Origin of the sequence: Heliomicrobium gestii, assembly GCF_009877435.1 — a bacterium.
GTDB classification, from domain to species: Bacteria; Bacillota; Desulfitobacteriia; order Heliobacteriales; family Heliobacteriaceae; genus Heliomicrobium; species Heliomicrobium gestii.
Window position 1 is genome coordinate 298780 of the sequence record NZ_WXEX01000001.1, and the last position, 22140, is coordinate 320919.

18 protein-coding genes are annotated in these 22140 nt (G+C 61.1%); 15 read left to right on the forward strand and 3 right to left on the reverse strand.

The genetic code is table 11. The annotated features are described in order from the left end of the window. Positions 1-160: 160 nt before the first annotated feature. The 3 genes from GTO89_RS01420 (at position 161) to GTO89_RS01430 (ending at position 4411) form a co-directional block, all read left to right on the forward strand. On the forward strand, positions 161-1084 hold the full coding sequence (locus tag GTO89_RS01420; protein WP_161260265.1) for a response regulator: 924 nt from the start codon (positions 161-163) through the stop codon (positions 1082-1084). A gap of 128 nt (positions 1085-1212) precedes the next feature. Continuing rightward, positions 1213-2277, forward strand: a complete 1065-nt coding sequence (locus GTO89_RS01425) for a cobalamin B12-binding domain-containing protein (protein WP_161260266.1) — start codon at positions 1213-1215, stop codon at positions 2275-2277. A 40-nt stretch (positions 2278-2317) separates the two neighbouring features. Continuing rightward, entirely contained in the window at positions 2318-4411 is a 2094-nt protein-coding gene (locus GTO89_RS01430) for a PAS domain-containing hybrid sensor histidine kinase/response regulator (protein ID WP_161260267.1), read from the forward strand. Positions 4412-4467: 56 nt separating this feature from the next. On the opposite strand, the gene GTO89_RS01435 is transcribed toward GTO89_RS01430, so the two are convergent. Further along, complete coding sequence (locus GTO89_RS01435; protein ID WP_161260268.1) at positions 4468-5601, reverse strand: glycosyl hydrolase family 18 protein; 1134 nt, start codon at positions 5599-5601, stop codon at positions 4468-4470. A 153-nt stretch (positions 5602-5754) separates the two neighbouring features. Then, positions 5755-6561 carry a DUF2935 domain-containing protein gene (locus tag GTO89_RS01440; protein ID WP_161260269.1) on the reverse strand — a complete coding sequence of 269 codons (807 nt, stop codon included), beginning with the start codon at positions 6559-6561 and terminating at the stop codon, positions 5755-5757. Between the two features lie 282 nt (positions 6562-6843). On the opposite strand from GTO89_RS01440, the gene GTO89_RS01445 reads away from it, so the two are divergent. Next, positions 6844-7956 carry a Gfo/Idh/MocA family protein gene (locus GTO89_RS01445; RefSeq protein ID WP_161260270.1) on the forward strand — a complete coding sequence of 371 codons (1113 nt, stop codon included), beginning with the start codon at positions 6844-6846 and terminating at the stop codon, positions 7954-7956. A gap of 121 nt (positions 7957-8077) precedes the next feature. Here the strand turns inward: GTO89_RS01445 and GTO89_RS01450 are convergent, their stop codons facing one another. Continuing rightward, positions 8078-9577: a S41 family peptidase gene (locus GTO89_RS01450; RefSeq protein ID WP_161260271.1), complete on the reverse strand. Its 1500-nt coding sequence runs from the start codon at positions 9575-9577 to the stop codon at positions 8078-8080. Between the two features lie 316 nt (positions 9578-9893). Here GTO89_RS01450 and trpE point away from each other — a divergent pair, with 316 nt between their 5' ends. From trpE to aroA, 11 genes are all read left to right on the forward strand, one after another. Further along, entirely contained in the window at positions 9894-11483 is a 1590-nt protein-coding gene (gene trpE, locus GTO89_RS01455; protein ID WP_161260400.1) for an anthranilate synthase component I, read from the forward strand. Beyond that, positions 11480-12049, forward strand: a complete 570-nt coding sequence (locus GTO89_RS01460) for an anthranilate synthase component II (RefSeq protein ID WP_161260272.1) — start codon at positions 11480-11482, stop codon at positions 12047-12049. The genes trpE and GTO89_RS01460 overlap by 4 nt, the downstream gene beginning before the upstream one ends. Positions 12050-12091: 42 nt before the next feature. Beyond that, entirely contained in the window at positions 12092-13180 is a 1089-nt protein-coding gene (trpD, locus tag GTO89_RS01465; RefSeq protein ID WP_161260273.1) for an anthranilate phosphoribosyltransferase, read from the forward strand. After that, positions 13177-14025: an indole-3-glycerol phosphate synthase TrpC gene (locus GTO89_RS01470; protein ID WP_161260274.1), complete on the forward strand. Its 849-nt coding sequence runs from the start codon at positions 13177-13179 to the stop codon at positions 14023-14025. The genes trpD and GTO89_RS01470 overlap by 4 nt, the downstream gene beginning before the upstream one ends. A gap of 95 nt (positions 14026-14120) precedes the next feature. After that, complete coding sequence (locus GTO89_RS01475; protein ID WP_161260275.1) at positions 14121-14855, forward strand: phosphoribosylanthranilate isomerase; 735 nt, start codon at positions 14121-14123, stop codon at positions 14853-14855. 15 nt (positions 14856-14870) lie between these two features. Beyond that, positions 14871-16064, forward strand: a complete 1194-nt coding sequence (trpB, locus tag GTO89_RS01480; protein WP_161260276.1) for a tryptophan synthase subunit beta — start codon at positions 14871-14873, stop codon at positions 16062-16064. 1 nt (position 16065) lies between these two features. Next, a complete protein-coding gene (gene trpA / locus GTO89_RS01485) occupies positions 16066-16881 on the forward strand; it encodes a tryptophan synthase subunit alpha (protein WP_161260277.1) in 816 nt (271 codons plus the stop codon). Positions 16882-17208: 327 nt separating this feature from the next. After that, entirely contained in the window at positions 17209-18222 is a 1014-nt protein-coding gene (gene aroF, locus GTO89_RS01490; RefSeq protein ID WP_161260278.1) for a 3-deoxy-7-phosphoheptulonate synthase, read from the forward strand. 166 nt (positions 18223-18388) lie between these two features. Next, positions 18389-19261 carry a prephenate dehydratase gene (pheA, locus tag GTO89_RS01495; RefSeq protein WP_235920183.1) on the forward strand — a complete coding sequence of 291 codons (873 nt, stop codon included), beginning with the start codon at positions 18389-18391 and terminating at the stop codon, positions 19259-19261. A 5-nt stretch (positions 19262-19266) separates the two neighbouring features. Further along, the gene (locus GTO89_RS01500; protein WP_161260280.1) at positions 19267-20499 is read left to right on the forward strand and encodes a prephenate dehydrogenase; all 1233 of its coding nucleotides are present in this window, start codon (positions 19267-19269) and stop codon (positions 20497-20499) included. A gap of 130 nt (positions 20500-20629) precedes the next feature. Further along, entirely contained in the window at positions 20630-21955 is a 1326-nt protein-coding gene (gene aroA / locus GTO89_RS01505; protein ID WP_161260281.1) for a 3-phosphoshikimate 1-carboxyvinyltransferase, read from the forward strand. The last annotated feature ends 185 nt before the right edge of the window (positions 21956-22140 follow it).

The window sequence follows — 22140 nt, forward strand, 5'->3', positions numbered from 1 at the left end:
CCCTTTTTTGGTGAAGATTTGAGCAAAACCCTCGTTCATAAAAAGGGATTGCCCCGGTTTTATAGAATGTTATTATTATGTTTTATCAGGATTTGTTCTAACTTGAACGCGAACAGATGCCTGAAGGTGAACGGAAGTGAAACAGTCGGAGGGCCCAGGGATGAATCAACGGGTTGGATCGACGAACCAGTCGATCAACACCCCTGCTGGTGTGACGGAACGCCAAGGAGTGGAGTTGGAGATTCAATCAACTGATCCGGTGCACGAAGATGGGGAAGGAGACGGTGATGTGCCCGAGGTAGCGCCGCTCATTCAGGAACCGGCCGCCGACCGGATGATTCTCCTCGCCGAGGACAATCCGGTGAATCAGAAACTGGTCTTATTGCAGTTGAAAAAGCTGGGCTTGCATGCCCATGCCGTCATGAACGGTCGTGAAGCGGTTGAAGCGGCGCGGAACGTCCATTACTCGCTGATCCTGATGGATTGCCAGATGCCGATCATGGATGGCTATGAGGCAACCCAGACCATCCGTTCCCTGGAGAGTCAATCAGGCAGGCGCACACCCATTATTGCCATGACCGCCTATGCGATGCAAGGCGACAAGGAGCATTGTCTCCAGATGGGGATGGATGATTACCTCAGCAAGCCCTTTGTCATTCAGGCGTTGCGCCGGGTCCTCGAACGATGGCTGCCCGACCGCCCCTGTGACAGCGCCGCCATCGATACAGGCGCTATCGACGCGGGCGTCTTGGATAGTTTGCGAGAGTTGCAGGAAGAGGGCGAACCGGACATCGTCGCTGAGGTTGTCGAGATCTTTTTGCGCGACACGCCGCCGAAGATTGCGGCGCTGCGCGAAGCGGTCCAACTGCAAGACGCGCGGTTGCTGACCAACCTGACCCACAGCCTCAAATCGAGCAGCGCCGGCATCGGCGCCAACGCGCTGTCGGCATGCAGCAAAGAACTGGAGGCCATGGGACGGCAAGGTTGCCTCGATGCGGCGCCAGCTAAGGTGGAGCAGGTGAGCCGTGAGTTCGAACGCGCCCAAAAAGCGCTCCAGCAGTTGGTTCGTCACTGCATGAAGTAAGCGGTTTTTTTTGCAATGTGCAGGAATCGACAATCCTCTATGGAATATTGTCCTAATGGAAACAAGTACGCGAGGTTCGTGATTTCCCTGACAGAAGCAACGGGACGACAGGGAAAGAAGGGAAGGCCATGAGCGATCAGTACAGTCAAATCAGCGCGATCTTCGAAGACAAACTGCCCCAGTTGTCGGAGGCGATCCTTGTGCGCCAGTCGGTGGCGCCGACAGAGCTGACGGAAAAGTTCAACGACATCGGGCGCTTGCGCGCCCTGCAAGACATCCGGGCGCAGTTGTCTTTTCTTTCTGAGGCGGTGGCGACGAAAAGCCCGTCCCTGTTTACCGATTATGTATCCTGGGTGAAGGTGCTTCTGTCCGGTCGGGGCATCCCTGTGACCGATCTGGCGAAAAACCTGTCCTTCACCAAGGATGTCCTCCGGGAGATGCTTCCTGCCGATTTGAACCATATCGTTTCAGCCTATCTCGATTTGAGCATCAACGGTCTCGATGAGATGCCGGTCGATCCGCCGACCCACTTTACGCCCGATGCGCCCCTGGCCGATCTGGCGCGACAGTACCTGGAAAGGCTGCTGCAAGGGGAGCGGCGCGAGGCGACGCGGCTGATCATGGACGCCGTCCACTCTGGCACTGCTGTTCGGGATATCTACATCCATGTCTTCCAGCGCTGCCAGTATGAGATCGGACGGCTCTGGCAGATGAACCGGATCAATGTGGCCCAGGAGCATTACTGCTCGGCGGCGACGCAAATGATCATGGCCCAGTTGTACCCCTTTGTGTTTTCCGGCCCCTCCAAAAGGCGCCGGCTGGTGGCCACCTGTGTGAGTGGCGAACTGCACGAGATCGGAATCCGCATGGTATCGGATTTTTTGGAGATGGACGGGTGGGATACCTATTACCTGGGGGCGAGCACACCGGCCGCCAACGTCGTCCAGGCGCTCCGGGACAATCAGGCCCAGGTGCTGGCCCTTTCGGCGACGATGACCTTCCATGTTCGGTGTGTGGAGGAACTGATCCGGGTGGTGCGCGCTACGCCGGATCTGGCTACTGTCAAGATTATGGTGGGCGGCTATCCCTTCAATGTTGATAATGAACTGTGGCGGCGGGTCAGCGCCGATGCCTATGCCGGGGACGCGCTTGAGGCGATCGAAGTGGCCAACCGTTTGGTGACGGGCGAGTGACCGCGGAGGACCCTCTCGCCGAAAAAGGAGTGTTCTCCCGATGAGCGCAGTGGAGAATGGCAACGGAATCACGCTGCTCTGTGATTGGCAGGGAATGATCCTGCGTGTGAACAGCAACCGGCTGGGTTTTTCAGCGCGGATTCGCTCAGGTCAACCCTTTCCCGGCATTGTCGACCGGAGTTGCGCCGATAAGGCGCTTAACTTTTTGGCGGCACTGCGCAAACAGGGATCTGTCTTCAACTGGGAACTGAACGTCCCTCTCGGCGATCAGGTGCTGGGCCTTTACTTTGCCGGCTGCGCCAGCGAGGGAAAGTTGCTCATCGCCGGGGCGAGAACGCGCTCCACCATGGCGCGCCTCTATGAGGAGATGGTGGACAGCGGCAGCCAGACGCCGGCGTTGCGATCGACCTTGAAGGACCTGGCCGCCCAGACCGGCACACAGGCCGACTGGGACAGCGAGCTCTATGAAGAGGTGACCCGCCTCAACAACGAACTGGTCAACCTGCAGCGTGTCCTTGTCAAGAAACTGGAAAAGAGCGAGGAACGCTACCGGCTGCTGGCCGAATACGCCTCTGATCTGATTTCCCGCCATACGACGGAAAACCTTTTTCTCTATGCGTCACCGGCCTGTCGCTCCCTTTTGGGCTATGAGCCGGAAGAGATCCTCGGCCGTTCCGGTTATGAGTTTTTACACCCCGAGGACATGGACCGGGTGGGCGACAACCTCCGCGAGACCATGAATCGCCAGGAACCGCGCCTGTTTCAATACCGGATGCGGCGCAAGGAAGGGCGGTACGTCTGGTTTGAGTCCACCGTTCGTCCTGTCCAGAATGTCGAGACAGGGAAGGTCCAGGAGGTCATCTTTGTCACCCGCGATATTACGGAACGCAAGCGGGCCGAAGAGGAGCTTCAGGCGGCCAAGGAGCGGGCGGAAACGGCCGATCGCGCCAAGAGCGCCTTCCTGGCCACGGTGAGCCATGAGATCCGCACGCCTCTGCACGGGATCATCGGGATGATTGACCTCCTGCTGGACACAACCTTGACGGAGGAACAGGCCGACTACGGGCGCACCATCGGCGAACTGTCCCGGTTGCTTTCGTCGATCATCAACGACATCCTCGACTTCTCCAAAATCGAGGCCGGACGGATCGAGTTGGAGGCTGTCGACTATGAACTGCGGCTTGTGATCAACGATGTGATCAACCTGCTGCGCGTTCGCTCAGAGCAGAAAAACCTCGATTTCACCTGTGACATTGACAGCGAGATCCCCCGGTTTTTGCGGGGCGATCCGGTTCGTTTGCGCCAGGTCATGATCAACCTTGGCGGCAACGCCGTCAAGTTCACGGAGAAAGGAAAAGTGGCCCTGCGGGTCACGGCGACGCCCCAGGCGGGGAAAAGCGGAGCTGGCCATGAAGCCGCTCGCGTTCTGCGTTTTGAGATCCATGACACCGGCGTCGGCATCAGCGATGAGGTGGCGCCCCGACTCTTTCAACCCTTTTCCCAGGCCGACATGTCGACGGCCCGGCGCTATGGGGGAACGGGGCTGGGGCTGGCGATCGCCAAGCGGCTCGTCGAGATGATGGGCGGCGAGATCGGTTTTCAGAGCATCTCCGGGCTGGGGACGACCTTTTGGTTTACGGCGCCGCTGGTGGAATCGCCGTCCCAGACGTCTGTTGACACGCCGGCGATGGCGGATCTGCTCATGCCGGAGTTGCCGGAAAAACAGATCTTGCTGGTGGAGGACAACCCCGTTAACCAGAAGTTGGCCTCTATCCAGTTAAAAAAGTTCGGCCTCCGTCTCCATGCCGTATCCAACGGACGGGAGGCCGTGGACGCTGTGCGGCGGGAAACCTATAGCCTCGTCCTGATGGACTGCCAGATGCCGGAGATGGACGGCTTTGAAGCCACCCGCGAAATTCGCCGGCTTGAGGATGCACAGGGCGGCCATGTCCCCATCGTGGCCATGACAGCCCGGGCGATGCGGGGCGACCGTGAGGAATGCCTGGCCTGCGGTATGGACGATTATATCAGCAAACCCATCCGCACCGCCGACCTGCACCGGGTCTTGAACCACTGGATCTTCTCCGTTGATGCGGCCAAAACGGATGCGTCCGGTCCCGGCGCTGAACTGTGACATGAAGTGGAATAAAGCGGCTCCCATCCGCGATGGCGGATGGGAGCCGCTGGCTTTTATTTCAGTTTGCTGTTGACGGCATCCCAGAAGCTCTGATCCTCGAAACCCAGACGCCAGATGCCGATGCCGCCGAGGCTGTACTGGTTGACGAGGTCCAGTTTGTAGCCGGTCGATTGCGCGTTTTCATACCATACCGTATGGCTGCGGCTATAGCTGTCAGTGTATGTAAACCAGGGCGATTTGGAAGCGTCATCCCAATTCGGTGTCACGCCGTATTGGCTGAGCAGTTTCGGCACGGTGAGGTAGTTGACCGTCTTCGTGCCGCTGCTGTACCAGTCGTAGCCGTAGGTGGCCACGCCGAGGAGGATTTTTTCCTTGGGCATCGTCGTCAGGGTGTACTGGACAGCCTTGGTGACGTAGCCGATGGAGGCGACGGGGCCGGGGGTTCCGCCGGGGTAGTGCTCGTCATAGGTCATGATCTGCACGTAGTCGGCGTACTGGCCGATGGCGTTGAAGTCAAAAGCGCCGCCCCAACTGGATGTGGTGTCGTTGTAGGTCTTGCCGATGACGGAGAGGATGACCTTGTAACCCAGGGGGCCGAGGGCGTCCTTCACCTCTTTGACGAACTGGGTGTAGTTGCTCCGGTCAGCCGGGTTGATGTACTCGATATCGATGTTGACACCGGCGTATCCATTGGCCGGCAGGATCGTCTTTAACTGGGTGATCACGTTCTGGCGGGCCGCCGCGCTGCCGAGCAGGGAGGAGGCGATGGTCTGACTGAATCCGCCGTTGCTGTAGTTGTGGATCATGGCGTAGGTCTTGATGCCTTTCGACTTGGCCAGGGTAAGCCCGTCAGTGGGGGCTGTGCCGGTCAGGTTGCCCTGCCCGTCCACCAGGTAGGTAAAGGTGGCGATGGCGTTCATGGAACTGCCGTAATTGGCGAGGGAGTTGTAGGCGGTCTTGTCGCCCACATAGTCAACAGGATAGTAGCCGAGGATGACACTGCTCGAACTGGTGGTGGTCGGCGTTGTCGTGGTGGTGTCATAAACGGAACTGGTAACCGTGGAAGTCGTGGTCGTCGTGCTGGTTGTTTTGGTGCTTGTGCTTTTCTTGGCCGCAAAGGCCATACCGGGAAGGAGAAGGGACAGGATCAGGAGCAGTGGCACGATGAGGCGCAGTTTTTTGGACATGGTCTGTGCACTCCTTTTTGATGTAAAGTTTTGTGTCGCTTGTCCCACCACCAATGTACCATACGGATAAATTTTCAGATATAAGACTCCAGTCCTGAAAAATGTTTAAAAAAGAAGGAAAAACCGTCCTATTGCGGGCGGTTTTTCCGTTCCTCATTCCTCGCGCGGGGCGGTGGGATCACAGGTGGGGCGCGGGATCCGGGAGGCCATCGACAGTTTGATCAGGTAGTAGCACTCTTCCCGGGCCATATGATCGGGGACAAGGGGGAGGAGGAAGCCGAGGACCTCCTTCGATCTTCTTGTGGCCTCCACCTCCTGCAAAAAGGCGGTGAAGGCGTTGATCTCCTGCTGCACCTGGCGGTTGAAGTAGTCGAGAGAGGGAAACTCCCGCAGTCCTGTGCGCAAAAAGCCGGCCAGGGTGACCGCCTTCTTGTAGAGCATATCGAAACGATTTTCATAGATCATGCTGGAGTCGATCAAGGGCTTTTCCACCGGATCGAGTCCCGATGCGATCATGGCCGCGTGTCCTGAGGCGTCGGAGAGCCAGAGCAGGTGCAGTTGCGGCAGCGACAGGGGCGGGCATTGACCGGCCAGGAGGAAGCGGAGGTTGCGCAGGTAGTCTTCCACCTCGTTCACCATGTGATTAAAGAGCGTGGGCGGGAGATTGATCTTGATCGGCTCGGTAAGGTGGCGGCGGATCAGGCGCAATTTGAAGGCGCGGATCTCCTGCGCTTCCCGCTGGGCCTGCCCGTTTAAAGCTTGCAGATCCGTCTCCGGTCCCGCCTGCCGCGCCGCTTGCAGCAGCCGGTCAAACTCGCTGATGAAGTGTCGGGCTCGCTCGATCTCTTCCCCTTCGTCAGGGGCGAGGCCTGTGTAGATGAACCGGGCATGATCCCCGAGGATTTGCAGCCAGAAACGGTGCTCAAAGAGCGCCGTCTCTATGTAGGCGTTGCCGTCCAAGGCGGTCCCTCCTTTGCTCAACCGGTCGCCGTGGGGTCTGTTGCCCCGGCCTTTCCTGGCGCTCAAAGGGGCAATAGATCATATGCCGGCTGAAGTGGAAAGGTTCCTCTCTGGTATACCGTTCGTAAGCTTTAGGAAGATTAAATGACGGCAAGATCGTCCGTTTATTGTCCCGTCTGTGGCGTGCGCCTTTTTACTGTGCCTGTGAGATGACGTGAGCGCCAAGCCTTTGGAAACCATAGGGGAAGATCGGAAAACGCGTGAAGGGGTGGTCATGGCAGCATGAAAAAACTGCGCGTCGGGATCATTGGGGCCGGTATGGCCTTGGAACAACTCCATTATCCCGCCTATCAGGAACTGAAGGATCACTACGAGATCAAGGCGATCTGCGACATCAACCGGGGGAAGGCAGCCGAATGGGCGCGGCGACTGGGGCTTTCCGACGAGGATGTGTACACCGACTACCTGCCCATGGTGATGCGCCCTGATTTGGATGTCATCGACATCATGGTCCCCATTGAGTTTAACTACAAGGTGACCGCCGAGGTGGCCGAGGCGATTTCGGAAACAAAAAAGGGCATCATCTGCGAAAAGCCGCTGGCCCCCACGCTGGAACAGGCAAAAGCGCATGCCGAACTGCCCAGGAAGTACGATGTGCCGATCTTGATCGCCGAAAACTACCGCTACAATGAGGAGACCAACATCCTGCGCGATCTGGTGCGAACCAAGCGTGTCGGCGATATCTGCTATTTCGTGCAAAACCGGGTGGCCTGTTTCCCCTGCGAAGTGGGCCAGCCGAACAAGTTCCCCAACAGGGAGTGGAGAAAGCATCCCGATTACCCCGGCGGTGCGATCATGGACACAGGCGTCCACGATATGGCGGCCTTGCGCCACATCTTTGGCCCCATTGACAAGCTCCATGCCTTTGGCGCCCCGCTTCATGACGGCGAGTACGCCCCCTATGGGACGGTCTGCGTCAACTTCCGCTTCAAAAGCGGCGTCGTCGGCCAGTTCTCATTCTTCGCGGCCGGCAAGGAGATGCAGCGCCCCTTGGTGGGACTGCGCATCTTTGGGACGACAGGGATGATCTACTTAGAGGAGCGGGACTGCGGATTCATCAATGTGGCCTACAATGACGGCAAGACGGAACAGATCCCCTACCGGCCGCAGCGGGGCTACTACAATGAACTGCTCAATTTCTACAAGGCCATGATCGGACAGGAGCCGATCGCCGTATCGCCCGAGTTGGAGTATGGCGATACGAAGACGATACTGGAGATCCTGCGATCGGCCGAGGAGGGGGATGTCGTCGATGTCGATGAGGGGTGGGATTTTATTCCCATCTATGATAAGGCGCGGCGAGCGGAGGAACATGCCGATTGGCCATGGCTGTGAATGTAATGTTGCCGTCAGATGACGGATGGGCCGATAAAAAAGAGGCATGACAGAGAAAAGGCTCAGGATGCTCATCCTGGGCCTTTCTCTGCGAAAAAATGAAAATGTAGTGGAACTGAACTTAGGGCTTGCTGATCCGCACTTCCCTGGTATCCTCATTAAAATCAACTTGGAAACCCAACGACTCACTGAGCACCCGCACCGGCGCGAGGACGCGGTCGTTGACGACCGGCAGGGGTTCCACATCGGCGAAGTGCTGTTGATTCAACTGCACTTCGCCGCCGTAGAGGGGGATGTCGAGAACCTTGCCATCGACGGTGACGGTCGCCCGTTGGTCACCTTCGCGATACTCGACCGTCCCGCCCAAGGCCTCACCGAGGAAACGAAGGGGAAGGTAGGTACGGTCATCTTGGATGACGGGAGGGTTCACGAGGGTTAAGGAATCGTTGGATACCGAAGCCTCCTTCTGATCGAGGGTCAGGCGCAGTTGCTTGGGGTGGGGGGGAGAGAGGACATCCTTCGCCCGGATCAGTTGGAGCGGCTCTAATTCGACGGGTTGATCGGGCGTCAAACCGACCTTGTCGACGGGATGATCCAGGGCGGTGGTGTAGCGGGCGATGGTCAGCTTGAGCACGCCGCCGGATTTAATATTGAAGAAGGTCTGCACCGATCCCTTGCCATAGGTCCGGGTCCCGATGAGCGTGGCGTGGGCCCGATCGCGCAGCGCGCCTGAGAGCAACTCTGAAGCGCTGGCGGTGCCGTCGTCAACGAGGACCGCCATGGGGAGGGGCCTTTCCTTGCCGGTGGTGGAGAAGGTTTCTTTGGGCAGTTTCCGTCCAGCCATGTGGTAGAGGGGTCCCTCGGGGAGGAGGAAGTCGCCCACCTCTTCGGCTGCTGTGACCTCTCCGCCGCCGTTTCCGCGCAGATCAATGATCAGTTGCTTCATGCCGGCCCCTTGCAGTTTTTCGTAAGCGGCTTTGAATTCCTTCCCGGTCCGGTCGCCAAAGGTGCTCAGGTGGATGTAGCCGATCGTTCCTTCCAGCATCTTTCCTTCTACTTGCGGGAGATCGATGCGCTGCCGTTTCAGTTCGATCGTCCGTTCTTCCTCTGACGCGGCCGGCCTCAGGACGAGGCTGACGGTGGTGCCTTCGGGGCCGCGAACTTTTCCGGCCAGCTTGTCCACAGACAGGTCATGGGTCGATTCCCCGTTGATCTGGATGATGGCGTCGCCGCTTTGGATGCCGGCTTTTTCGGCGGGCGAGTTGGGGAAGGTTTTTTCCACGAGGGGATAGTCACCGCCAGGCGCGATGACCATGCCGACGCCAAAGTAATTCATGTTGACTGATTCCAGGAGATCTTTGAATTCCTTTTCATCGAGGTACAGGGAGTGCTTGTCGCCGAGGGCTTTGATCGTGTCGGGAATCGTGTTTTTTTGAAAGACCTCGGTAGCGGGGGGATCGACGTAGTACTCGGAGATCAGTTGGCGAACCTCGGCCAGTTTGGCATCGTCTTTGGACGATTCAGCGGCGTTCGCCGCGCCGAGGGGATAGAGAATGGTTGCCCAGCAGGCGAACAAGAGGGCAATCATAAAGGCGGGAATGGGAAGGGACCGTTGTTTCATCCTGTTCAGCGGGGTTCACTCCTTCTTTATGTAGGGACCTTTCCTTATGTACAAGGTACTCCATGGGTTGGCCCAATGCAAGTAAAAAAGCGATGGCGCTGCTTCCGAAAAATCGTTGACAATTCCATACAGTCATGGTATTTTTGTCGTGAGTTGAGTTTTAGAGCAGTTGAGCGGAGTTCAGTGGAGTCGAGCGGAGAGGCGGTTTATTCTGATTTTGTCAGGAAACCGGTCTACCTTCGGTGGGCCGGTTTTTTTGTACGCTTTTTTCCGGTCTCGCTTCGCTCTCTGCCAGGAAGGAGGGTGAACCTTGCCTATGCAACGCACCGCCCCTGATGCGGTTGAGTTCGTCCGGCTGAGCCGGGAATACCGGTACATTCCCATATGGACATCCTTCAGCACCGATGAGGATACGCCGATCACGCTGTATCGCAAGCTCGTCGGCGAGGGGTTGGGTTACCTGCTGGAAAGTGTGGAGCGGGGCACCGTCCTCGGGCGCTATTCCTATGTCGGCGCCGACCCCCTAAACTTTTTCCCCTGGCCGCCTCAACCGGCCGGGGAGGGTGGAACGCCCACGGCGCCTTTTGCCGGGCAGCCCCTCAAATGTGTGGAACAGTGGCTGTCCGACCTGAAGGTGGCGCCCGTTCCGCCGGAGGCTGGATTGCCTCCCTTTTACGGCGGTCCGGTCGGGTATTTTTCGTATGATCTGATTCGCCATTATGAGCGGTTGCCCGAGCACAGCGTTGATGACAGGCATCTGCCGGAGATGATGCTGATGATCACCCGCTTTACCTTGGTCATCGACCACCTGCGCCACCGGGGGATCCTCGTTCTGTTGGCTGAAGCCGGCGATGAGGCGGCCTACCGCTACGGCCAGGCCCAACTGGGGGAATTGCTCCGGCGGTTGCGGGAACCGGCGCCGCCGCTGACGGTGGAGCGGCCATCGAAGCGGCCATCGGAGGAAAATGCCAATATAGGCGTCAACAAGGTCGCTGATAGGGACGCCAAGAAAGTCGCAGAGGCGGCGGCTGAGAAGACTGCCGAGTTCGTGACAAAGGTGGCAGAGGGAAGGGAGATCACGTCGACCTTTGACCGCGCCGGCTACTGCCGAGCGGTGGAACGCTGCAAAGAGTACATCGCCGCCGGCGACGCCTTCCAGATCGTCCTCTCCCAGCGGCTCACCCAGCCCCTGCGCACCCATCCGCTGAATGTCTACCGGGCGCTGCGCTCCTTGAATCCGTCGCCCTACCTGTTTTATTTGAACCTGCCGGGGATGCAGATCGCCGGTTCGTCGCCGGAAGCGCTCTTGTGTGTCGAGGGCGGGCGGGTGGAGACGCACCCCATCGCCGGGACGCGGCCGCGCGGTCGTGACGCTGAAGAGGATCGGCGACTGGCCGAGGAACTGATGCAGGACGAAAAAGAGCGGGCCGAGCACCTCATGCTGGTTGATCTGGGCCGCAATGACCTGGGCCGGGTCTGCCGGATCGGTTCGGTTCGGGTGGAACAGTTTATGGAAGTGGAAAACTACTCCCATGTGATGCATATCGTCAGCCGCGTCGCCGGGGAGTTGCGACCGGAAGTGACGGCTCTGGAAGCGCTCAGCCGGGTGATGCCGGCGGGCACCTTGAGCGGCGCCCCCAAGATCCGGGCCATGGAGATCATCGACGAGTTGGAGCCGGTGCGCCGGGGACCTTACGGCGGCGCTGTGGGCTACCTCAGCTTTGACGGCAACCTGAACACCGGCATCACCATCCGCACCGTGCTGATGCGCGACGGGAAGGCCCAGATCCAGGTTGGCGCCGGGATCGTCGCCGATTCGGAACCGGAGACGGAGTATGAGGAGACGATGAACAAGGGAAGGGCGCTCTTTGAGGCGCTGGCCCTGGCGGAAGGGGGATTGCAGTGATCGTCGTCATCGATAACTACGATTCCTTTACCTACAACCTGGTCCAGTACCTGGGCGAAATGACCGGTGAGATCAGGGTTTTTCGCAACGACGCCATCGCGCCCGAAGAAGTGGCGGGCCTCGAACCCTCTCACATCGTCATCTCGCCGGGTCCCTGCACCCCCAACGAGGCGGGCATCTCAATGGCGGTGATCCGCCAGTGCGCCGGCCGGATTCCCATCCTGGGCGTCTGCCTGGGCCACCAGTCCATCGGGCAGGTCTTCGGCGGTCGCGTCATCCGGGCGCCCCGGCTGATGCACGGCAAGACATCACCCATCTGCCATGACGGTCGCACGATTTTTGCCGATCTGCCCAATCCCTTTACAGCCACGCGCTATCATTCGCTGATCGTGGAGGAGGAGAGCCTGCCCGATTGCCTGGAGATCACGGCGCGCAGCGACCAGGGCGAGATCATGGGATTGCGCCACCGGGAGTTTGCCCTGGAGGGCGTCCAGTTTCATCCCGAATCGATCCTGACGGAAGCGGGGAAAGGGTTGCTCCGCAACTTTCTCTCCCTGCGGGCCTGACGGAGTTTTCTATCCTTATATATCAATCAGAGGTGAGTTGAGATGAGCCAGTCCATAGAGATAGCCAAGCACAGCCTGCAATGCTTGCTGAGCGGAGAACGACTCGGCGAAGGGCGGGCCGAGGAACTGATGAACGCTGTGATGGAGGGGAAGGTTCCCTCAGTCCAACTGGCGGCGCTGCTCGTGGCCCTGCGCCTGACCGGCGAGGGAGAAGAGGAGATCGCCGGATTCGCCCGGTCCATGCGCAGCCGCGTGGGCCGCGAATTGGCCGAATACATCCCTGCCGGGTTTGAGGCGATACGGATGCAACTGGTCGATACCTGTGGCACCGGCGGCGATGGCGCCGGCACCTTCAACATCTCCACGACGGCTGCCCTGGTCGTGGCCGCCGCCGGTGTGCCCGTGGCAAAGCACGGCAACCGGGCCATGTCAGGCCGGGCTGGGTCGGCTGACGTGTTGGAGGCCCTCGGTGTGACCGTCGATCTGTCGCCCGATCACGCCTATCGCTGCCTGATGGAGACGGGCTTCGGCTTCTTTTTCGCGCCTCAGTGCCACCGCGCCATGGCCCATGCGGCGCCGACGCGGCGGGAACTGGGCGTGCCCACGGTCTTCAACCTCCTCGGCCCCTTGAGCAACCCTGCCGGGGCGGTTCGCCAACTGCTGGGTGTCAACAGCGCCGAACGGGTGCCGGTGATCGCTCAGGTGCTTCGCCGTCTCGGAGCGACATCGGCTTGGGTGGTTCACGGCGAGGACGGCCTCGACGAGATCACCCTGACGGGGCCGACGACGGTGGCCCGTCTCAATGCGGGCGAGGTGCAGGTGGAAAGCATTGACCCGCGCGCCTACGGATTTGATCTCTGCGCCCCTGACGATCTCAAGGGTGGAGACCGCAACGAGAATGCGGCGATTACAGCAGCCATCTTGAACGGGGAAAAAGGGCACCGGCGACACATCGTCATCTTGAACGCCGCCGCCGCCCTTTGTATCTCCGGGAAAGTGAACAGACTGGAAGAAGGGATCGCCCTGGCCCGGTCGATCATTGACGGCGGGGAGGCGGCAGGCCTGCTGGAACGGGTCAAGAAGGTGACGGCGCAAGCGGCCTCGCTCCGGGAAGGCGGGATGAGCGCATGAGCGATCGGAGCCCCGAGGTTGCCCTGACCGGTTTTTTACAGACCATGTGGGAGATTCAGGCCGAGCGGGTGCAAATGGCGCGCCGGGAGGTTGCTTTTTCCGAACTGGCGCGCGGCGTCGCTTCAATGGGGCCCGTCCTGGATTTTGCTGGGGCGCTTCGGCGGTCATCGGGACCGGTCCGGGTCATCGCTGAGGTGAAGCGGGCGTCGCCGTCGAAAGGTCCTCTGTTCCCCGGCGCGAAGGCGGGCGATCTGGCGGCCCGGTATGAGCAGGCCGGCGCGTCGGCCTTATCCATTTTGACCGAAGAAAGATACTTTTCCGGTCATCTCGATGATCTGCAGGAGGCGAAGGCGCGTGTCGGCCTGCCGGTGATGCGCAAGGACTTTTTGATCGACCCCTATCAGGTGCTGGAGGCGCGCGTCTGCGGCGCCGACGCCTGCCTGCTCATCGCCGCCATGCTCGGGCCGTCGCTTCTAGCGGAGATGTGCGCTGTGGCGCTGGAATACGGGATTCACACGCTCATCGAGGTCCATGGCGAGGAAGACCTGGCCTGGGCGGTGGAGGCGGTGGCGAAAAACCGCTCCCGTCGCCCCGAGTGGCTCCCCGTCGTCGGCATCAACGCCCGCAACCTGGCCACGTTGACCGTCGACAAAGAACAGGTGCTGCGTCTCGGCGCGGCGCTGCCGGAAGACGTCGTCAAGGTGGCTGAGAGCGGCATCCGCGACGCCGGTGACGCCCGGCGTGCCCTGGAGGCCGGTTTTGACGCCATCCTGGTCGGCGAAGCCTTGGTGACGGCCGTTGATCCGGGAAAAGCGCTGCGGGAGCTCATCGGGGCGCCCCGTTAACCGATACTTCTCACTTGGCCCATGGGTGGCCCCATCGATAGCCGAATGATAGCCGAACGTTAGCCCGATAGATGCCCCGCATAGGAGGCCCTGTCATGTTCAACCATCCCCGCGTAAAAATCTGCGGCATCCGTTCCTTTGAAGACGCCGAAGCGGCGGTGGGCGCCGGCGCCCATGCCATCGCTTTCAACTTTGTGCGCGGTTCCCGCCGTTATCTCAACCCGGAGGCGGCCCGGGAGATCATCCTCCGACTGCCGCCCTTCGTCTCTGTCGTCGGTGTCTTTGCCGATGAGCCGAGATACAGCGCCGAGGAGATCGCCACCTTCTGCCGGCTCCAGGTCTTGCAGTTTCACGGCGAAGAGACGCCGGAATACTGCCGCCGCTGGTCCTATCCGGTGATCAAGGCCTTCCGCCTGGGCGATGACGCGCCGGAAGCGAAAAAAGGCGCCACCGCCTTCACCGAATGGGAACAGCTGGCCCAAGAGGCCCACGAGTATGACGTCAACGCCTATCTGATCGACGCCTACTGCCCCGACGCCCTCGGCGGCATGGGCCGGACCTTCGACTGGTCCAAGATCGGCGGCAGGCTGCGCCGCCCGCTGATCTTGGCAGGGGGGCTCACACCGAACAACGTCGGCGAGGCCATCGCCCGCGTCCGGCCTTATGGCGTTGATGTCGCCTCCGGTGTGGAGACCGGTGGAAAAAAAGATCCCCTGAAGGCGGCTGCCTTTGTGGAAGCAGCGCGGTTCCGGACCCGCGATGATCATGGTTATGATGATCATGATGCCAAAATGGCCGAGGAGCAGTCGCACCGGCTGCGTCTTCGATAATTCAAAAAGAAAGGGGTGTTCGCCTTGACTGGACAATTTACCCTTGATGGTCGTTTTGGCGCCTTCGGCGGCGCCTTTGTTCCCGAAACGCTGAAGCCGGCCCTGGAAGAACTGGAGGCCGCTTTTCGACAGATGACCGACGACCCCGCTTTTCAGGAGGAGTTTTTAAGCCTCCTCACTGAATACGCCGGCCGGCCCAGCCGGCTCTACCTGGCGCGGCGGCTCACAGAGCGCCTGGGCGGCGCCCGCATCTATCTGAAGCGGGAAGACCTGAACCATACGGGCTCCCACAAGATCAACAACACCCTCGGCCAGGTGCTGATGGCCAAGCGCATGGGCAAAAAGCGCGTCATCGCTGAGACCGGCGCCGGTCAGCACGGCGTGGCGACGGCGACGGCCTGCGCCCTCTTTGGGATCCCCTGTGAGGTCTATATGGGCGCCGAGGATGTGGAGCGGCAGGCGCTCAACGTGCTGCGGATGCAACTGCTCGGCACAAAGGTGATCGCCGTCACCTCCGGAACGAAGACCCTCAAAGATGCCATCAACGAGGCGATGCGCGACTGGGTCGCCCATGTGCAAGACACCTTCTACTGCTTCGGCACCGCCGCAGGTCCCCATCCCTACCCCTCCATTGTCCGTTGCTTCCAATCGGTCATCGGCGCCGAGGCGCGGGCGCAGATCCTGGAGAAGGAGGGTCGCCTTCCCGACGCCGTCCTCGCCTGTGTCGGCGGCGGCAGCAATGCCATGGGCATGTTTTCCGGCTTTTTGTCCGATCCGTCGGTCCGCTTGATCGGCGTCGAGGCCGGCGGCGACGGGGTGGAGACGGGGCGGCACTCAGCGTCGCTGACGGCCGGCATCCCCGGCGTGCTGCACGGCGCCGTGTCCTACCTGTTGCAGGATGACGACGGCCAGATCCTGGGAACCCATTCGATCGCGGCCGGCCTCGACTACCCCGGCGTGGGGCCCCAGCTCTCGTACTTAAAAGACAGCGGTCGAGCCGAATTTCTGGCGATCACTGATAAAGAAGCCCTGGAGGGCGTGCGCCTGTTGGCGCTGACAGAAGGCATCCTGCCTGCCCTGGAAAGCGCCCACGCCGTCGCCCAGGCGGCGAAAATGGCGCCCCAGATGAGCCCGGACAGCCTGTTGATCGTCAACCTGTCGGGTCGCGGCGACAAAGATGTGCACACACTGGCCGGGGAGGTGGGCTGAGATGGAAGAACTTCGCGGAACAGAACGGTTGGCGGCCACCTTCGCCGCCTTGAAAGGCGAGGGCAAGCGGGCCTTCATCGCCTATGTGACGGCAGGCGATCCCGATCTGGAGACAACGCGGGAACTGGTGCTGACGCTGGAGCGAAAGGGCGCCTCGATCATCGAACTGGGCGTGCCCTTTAGCGACCCTGTCGCTGACGGCCCTGTGATCCAGGAGGCGGCCGGGCGAGCGCTGGCCGCTGGGACGACGCTGCCTAAAGTGCTGGAGACGGTAAGGCAGCTGCGCCGGGAGACGTCGATCCCCATCGTCCTCTTGACCTATTACAACCCGGTCCTGCGCTTCGGCCTGTCGCGCTTCGCCCGTGAGGCGGCGGCCTGTGGCGTCGACGGCGTCATCGTGGCCGACCTGCCGGCGGAAGAGGGCGATGGGCTGCGCCAACCCCTCGATGAGTCAGGACTGGCCTTGATACCCCTGGCCGCGCCCACATCGACGCCGGAGCGGATCCGGCTCATCGCTGAGAAGGCGCGCGGCTTTATCTACTGCGTCTCCCTGCTCGGGGTGACGGGGATGCGTGCCGATCTGCCGCCCGACGCCGCGGCCTTGCTGGAGCGGGTGCGGGCGATGACCGACGTGCCGCTGGCTCTGGGCTTCGGCATCTCCACGGCGGAGCATGCGGCCATCGTGGCGCCCCAGTGTGACGGCGTCATCGTGGGCAGCGCCATCGTCAAGCTGATCGCCAAAAACCTCGATAACCGGCCGCAGATGCTCGACGAGGTGGGCGCCTTCGCCCAGGCGCTAGCGGCGGCTGTCGGCTGAACAACTGGCTGAACTGGGAACATTCGAACAATTGGAAATGGTTGCAGCCTGGTGGAGGCTGTGCTATATTGGATATTGTAGGAGATCATCTCATGGAGATGATCAAGGTAGCGGAGGCGATTCGGTCGCCCTCCGGTGCAGGATGAAGGGCCGCGAGCGCCCGCCGGTGATGATGCACATTTTTGGTAGCATGGAAGTATGGTAGGAGTCTGTCTGGCGATTTTGAGGTACTCCACCTGCTGGGGTACCTTTTTGTCTTCTTGGGCCGACGATTGCCTGCCCTTCCGACCGGACACATTAACAGAAGGATAAGGGAGGATTTGTCACATGATCATTGTGATGAGCGAAGGGGCAACGGCCCAACAGGTTGACGCGATCAAGCAGCGCCTCGAAAAAGAAGGGCTGCAGATTCATCTATCTCAAGGCGTCGAAAAGACGATCATCGGCGTCATTGGCGACAAGTCCCGGCTCTCCGCGTCGACGCTGGAGGCCCAACCGGGAGTGGAGAAAGTTATGCCTGTGCTTCAACCCTATAAATTGGCCGGCCGATCATTCCGCCAGCAGGACACGATCATCCGCATCGGCGATGTGGCGATCGGCGGCGAGGAACTGCAGATCTTTGCCGGTCCCTGCGCCGTGGAAAGCTGGGAACAACTGCTCGAATCGGCCCAAGCTGTCAAGGCAGCCGGCGCCAAGATCCTGCGGGGCGGCGCTTTCAAGCCCCGGACCTCCCCCTACGCCTTCCAAGGCCTCGAAGAGCAAGGGCTCAAGCTCCTGGCCCAGGCGCGGGAGGAGACGGGCCTCTTGATCTGCACAGAGGTCATGGACACCCGCAGCATCGAGATCATCGCCGAATACAGCGACATCCTGCAGGTGGGCACCCGCAATATGCAAAACTTCCACCTGTTGCGAGAACTGTCCCGGGTCAACCGGCCGATCCTGCTCAAGCGCGGCCTCTCGGCCACGATCGAGGAGTGGCTGATGGCGGCGGAATACATCATGGCCGGCGGCAACTACAACGTCATCCTCTGTGAACGGGGCATCCGCACCTTTGAGACGCAGACGCGCAACACCCTCGACCTGAGCGCCATTCCGATCATCAAAAGCCTCAGCCACCTGCCGATCATCGTCGACCCCAGCCATGGCACGGGCAAGCGCAACCTCGTCCGGCCCATGTCGATGGCCTCTGTCGCCGCCGGCGCCGACGGGATCATGGTGGAGGTTCACCCCAACCCGGCCGAAGCGCTCTGCGACGGTCCCCAGTCCTTGCGGCCCGAGGAGTTTGTCAGCCTCATGGATGACTTGCGCCGGGTCGCCGGCGTGATGGGTCGGACGGCCTAAAGGGGCACAACCGGGCCGAAACGGGGAAGAGAGAGTGGATGCGTCGAAGCTCCCCGCGAAAAAATGTGACTTGCCGCCGCTGTAGGAAGGATCGGGAAGAGGATTTCGAGAAATCCTGTCGATGACAGACGACAGCGAACAGCGGCAAGGAGACGGATTTGTGGAAATGATGACTGAGCGACAATCGAAAGGGCCCGCCGGCGCCGTCAATGGGCCGGTGGGCTATCTGGGGCCTGAAGGCACCTTCAGCGAAGAAGCGGCCCAGGCCTTTTTTTTACCGGAGACGACGTTACGGCCTTTTTCCAGCATTTCGGCCGTCTATGAGGCATTGAGCCTCTGGGCGATCGAGGCCGCCATCTTGCCCTTGGAAAACTCCATCGAAGGCACGATCAACCAGACCTTGGATGAATTGGTGGAAAACCCGGGCCTGTTCATCTTCGGCGAACTGATCCTCTCTGTCCATAACCAGTTGCTCGTCCCGCCGGGGGTCGATTGGACCCAAGTGGTTGAGGTCTACTCGCATCCGCAACCGCTGGCCCAGTGCCGCAAGTTTCTCGATGCGAAACTCCCCAACGCGCGGCCCATCGCCACCTCATCGACGGTGGAGGGGGCCAAAAAAGCCCTCGAGTTGACCACGCCCGGGTCGCCGCGAGCCGCCGTGGGCTCGGCTTTTGCCGCTCGCCGGCTCGGCCTCGAGATCGCCCAGTCGGAGATCCAGAGCCGGCCCAACAACAAGACCCGTTTCGTCGTCGTCGGGCGGCAGTTGACAGAACCGACGGGCAATGACAAGACATCGCTCGTCTGCTCGCTCCCCCAGGATCGACCGGGCGGCCTGTATGCGATCTTGAAGGAGTTTGCCGAGCGGGAGATCAACCTGACGCGCATTGAATCGCGGCCCACCAAACATGAGTTGGGCCAGTATCTCTTTTTCATCGACTTTACCGGCCACCAGCGCGATCGCAAGGTGGCTGAGGCGCTCAACGCCATCGGACAGTTCACCACCCTGATCCGTGTGCTGGGCAGCTATATCCGGGGGTGAACAGATTGGAACAGGCGGAAGGAGCCTTTCGCCGCGTGGTCATCATCGGTTTAGGCGTTATCGGCGGTTCCTTAGCGATGGCGCTGACCCAGGGGCAGGTGGTCGAAGAGGTGATCGGCGTTGACCGCGACGAAGAAACGCGGGCTTTGGCCCTGGCCACCCGCGCCGCCCACCGCGTCGAAGCGGATGCCGCCAGGGCTGTCGCGAATGCCGATCTGATCGTGCTCGCCACGCCGGTTCGCACCTATCCGTCCATCATCGAAGCCATCGCGAGCCGCCTGAAGGCGGACGCGATTGTCACCGATGTGGGCTCGACAAAACAGTGGGTGCTGGAACAGATGGGGAAATTGCTCCCGCCGGGGATTCGCTTTGTCGGCGGCCATCCCATGGCCGGCTCAGAGAAGCAGGGAATCCGGGGGGCGGATCGCTATCTGTTGGAGAACGCTGTCTACGTGTTGACACCCGATGGGGATACAGACGCCGCCGCGTTGCAGACCGTCAAAGACCTGATTCAGGCTGTCGGCGCTCGGGTGTTGCTGCTCGGCGCTGAAGAGCATGACCGGATGGTCGCCCTGGTCAGCCACCTGCCCCACATGATGGCGGTGGCCCTGGTGGAAACCTTGAGTGATGTGGCGAAGGCCTATCCGCAAGCGCCCATGCTGGCGGCCGGGGGATTTCGCGATACGACCCGCGTCGCCGCCGGCGATCCCCAGATGTGGGTGGACATCGCCTGCACCAACCGGGCGCCGTTGCTACATATGATCGGCTGCTTCCGCAAGGCCTTGGATCGGCTGGAAGGTCAGATCAGCGCCTGTGGCGGCAGCGGCGCAAGCGGCGATGCCGGTGGCGCAGGTCAAGGCTGCACAGGAAAAGACGATGCAAGAGAAGTCGGCCCGAGAAAAGGCAGCCCAGCCGAAAGCGCCGCCGGCGCTCCCGTCGAGGCGCTTCGGCACACCCTGGCTCACGCCCGGGAGGTGCGGCTGTCGATCCCCCGCAAGGCCAAAGGGATTCTGCCGGGCATCCATGAGATCGTCGTCACCGTTCCCGACGAACCTGGCGTCATCGGCACGATGGCCCGCATCCTGGGCGACAACGGCGTCAACATCGCCGACATCGAAATCCTGCGGGTTCGCGAAGGCCATGGCGGCACCATCCGCATCGGTTTCTATGAAGCGCCCGATGCCGACCGGGCCGTCGATGTCCTGGCCGGGGCGGGGATCATCGTCAAACGTTGGTAACAGGGAAGGTCAAGCGGCGCAGGGCCGGCGGCGCGCTCCTTCTCGATGATTCAGGCGGTTGTTTCGACGCTTTGGCGCGAAAGACAACCGCCTTTTCTAAAATACGCGGAAAAAGGAGACCCTGGATTCTATGAGTGATACGCAAAAAGAGTTGCTCAAAACCCTTGCCGTCAGACCGGGCCGGCCTTTGCGCGGCGAGACCGATGTGCCCGGCGACAAATCCATCTCCCACCGGGCTGTCATGTTCGGAGCGCTGGCGACCGGCGTGACGCGCGTCCACCGTTTTTTGCCCGGCCAGGATTGCCTGTCCACCATCGATTGCTTCCGCAAGCTGGGTGTCCGGATCGAGCGGCCCTCTCCATCGGAGGTGGTTGTCTACGGTCAGGGACCGGGAGGATTGAAAGAACCTTCTGAGGTGCTTGACGTGGGCAACTCGGGCACGACGATACGCCTGATGAGCGGCATCTTGAGCGGCCTGCCTTTTTTGTCGATCATCACTGGCGATGCCTCCATCCGGCGGCGCCCCATGGGTCGCGTCACCCGGCCGCTCCTGGAGATGGGCGCTTCCATTTGGGGACGGGAGAATGCGACAAAAGCGCCCTTGGCGATCAACGGCGCCTCCATGGCCTTGGAAGCCATCGACTATGTCAGCCCTGTGGCGAGCGCCCAGGTGAAGTCGGCCGTGTTGTTGGCAGGGCTTTTCGCCGAAGGGCGCACCAGCGTCCGGGAGCCGCTGCTGTCGCGGGATCATACGGAGCGGATGCTGACCGCTTTCGGCGCCAAGATCGAGCGGTCGGCCGATGGCCGGACGGCGTCTGTCGAAGGCTTTCCCGAGCTGCGCGCACAGGAGATCGAGGTTCCCGGCGACATCTCCTCGGCGGCCTTTTTGCTCGTCGCCGCATCGATCGTGCCCGGCTCGGAGTTGGTCCTGCGCAACATCGGCCTTAACCCGACCCGTGACGGCGTCATCGAGGTCTTGCGCGCCATGGGCGGCCATGTGCAGGTGGAAAATGCCCGTGAGGCGGCCGGCGAGTTGGTGGCCGATCTGGTAGTCCGGAGCGCCTCGCTGAAGGGGACAACCATCGGCGGTTCCATCATCCCCCGGCTCATCGACGAACTGCCGATCATCGCTGTGGCGGCCCTCTTTGCCGAGGGGACGACTGAGATCCGTGACGCCGCCGAGATGCGGGTGAAAGAGACGGACCGCATCGCCGTCATGGCCGGCGAACTGCGCAAGCTTGGCGCCGATGTGGAGGAGCGGCCTGATGGGATGATCATCCGGGGCGGCGCTGCGCTGCGGGGCGCTGAGACGGAGAGCCACGGCGATCACCGGGTGGCCATGGCGATGGCTGTCGCCGGCCTGCTGGCGGAGGGGGAGACGGTCATTCACGACGCCGGCAGCATCGACGTGTCCTTCCCCGGTTTCGCGGCCCTGTTGGAGCGGCTGCGCTCGTAGCGGGGTGATGTGCGTTGTGGCCGGGATATGTGGTAAAATATCGGCAGAAAACTTGAATCGTGATCGCTCCTAGTGGCGGGGGTGCGCCGACAGCCTTCGCTAAGAGCTCCGCGGCTACTCGCTCCGCCGCTCCGCTCGGGCGCCAAACCTCTGGGCTTTTCTGCATGTGAACCGTGGCGCCCTTG

What these genes read in the sequence shown, in the direction of transcription:
- GTO89_RS01435 (WP_161260268.1), bottom strand. Translation starts at nt 5,601, where the DNA reads ATGTCCAAAAAACTGCGCCTCATCGTGCCACTGCTCCTGATCCTGTCC.
- pheA (WP_235920183.1), top strand. Translation starts at nt 18,389, where the DNA reads ATGATGACTGAGCGACAATCGAAAGGGCCCGCCGGCGCCGTCAATGGG.
- GTO89_RS01425 (WP_161260266.1), top strand. Translation starts at nt 1,213, where the DNA reads ATGAGCGATCAGTACAGTCAAATCAGCGCGATCTTCGAAGACAAACTG.
- aroF (WP_161260278.1), top strand. Translation starts at nt 17,209, where the DNA reads ATGATCATTGTGATGAGCGAAGGGGCAACGGCCCAACAGGTTGACGCG.
- aroA (WP_161260281.1), top strand. Translation starts at nt 20,630, where the DNA reads ATGAGTGATACGCAAAAAGAGTTGCTCAAAACCCTTGCCGTCAGACCG.
- GTO89_RS01470 (WP_161260274.1), top strand. Translation starts at nt 13,177, where the DNA reads ATGAGCGATCGGAGCCCCGAGGTTGCCCTGACCGGTTTTTTACAGACC.
- GTO89_RS01475 (WP_161260275.1), top strand. Translation starts at nt 14,121, where the DNA reads ATGTTCAACCATCCCCGCGTAAAAATCTGCGGCATCCGTTCCTTTGAA.
- trpD (WP_161260273.1), top strand. Translation starts at nt 12,092, where the DNA reads ATGAGCCAGTCCATAGAGATAGCCAAGCACAGCCTGCAATGCTTGCTG.
- GTO89_RS01450 (WP_161260271.1), bottom strand. Translation starts at nt 9,577, where the DNA reads ATGAAACAACGGTCCCTTCCCATTCCCGCCTTTATGATTGCCCTCTTG.
- GTO89_RS01445 (WP_161260270.1), top strand. Translation starts at nt 6,844, where the DNA reads ATGAAAAAACTGCGCGTCGGGATCATTGGGGCCGGTATGGCCTTGGAA.
- trpE (WP_161260400.1), top strand. Translation starts at nt 9,894, where the DNA reads ATGCAACGCACCGCCCCTGATGCGGTTGAGTTCGTCCGGCTGAGCCGG.
- GTO89_RS01430 (WP_161260267.1), top strand. Translation starts at nt 2,318, where the DNA reads ATGAGCGCAGTGGAGAATGGCAACGGAATCACGCTGCTCTGTGATTGG.
- GTO89_RS01420 (WP_161260265.1), top strand. Translation starts at nt 161, where the DNA reads ATGAATCAACGGGTTGGATCGACGAACCAGTCGATCAACACCCCTGCT.
- trpA (WP_161260277.1), top strand. Translation starts at nt 16,066, where the DNA reads ATGGAAGAACTTCGCGGAACAGAACGGTTGGCGGCCACCTTCGCCGCC.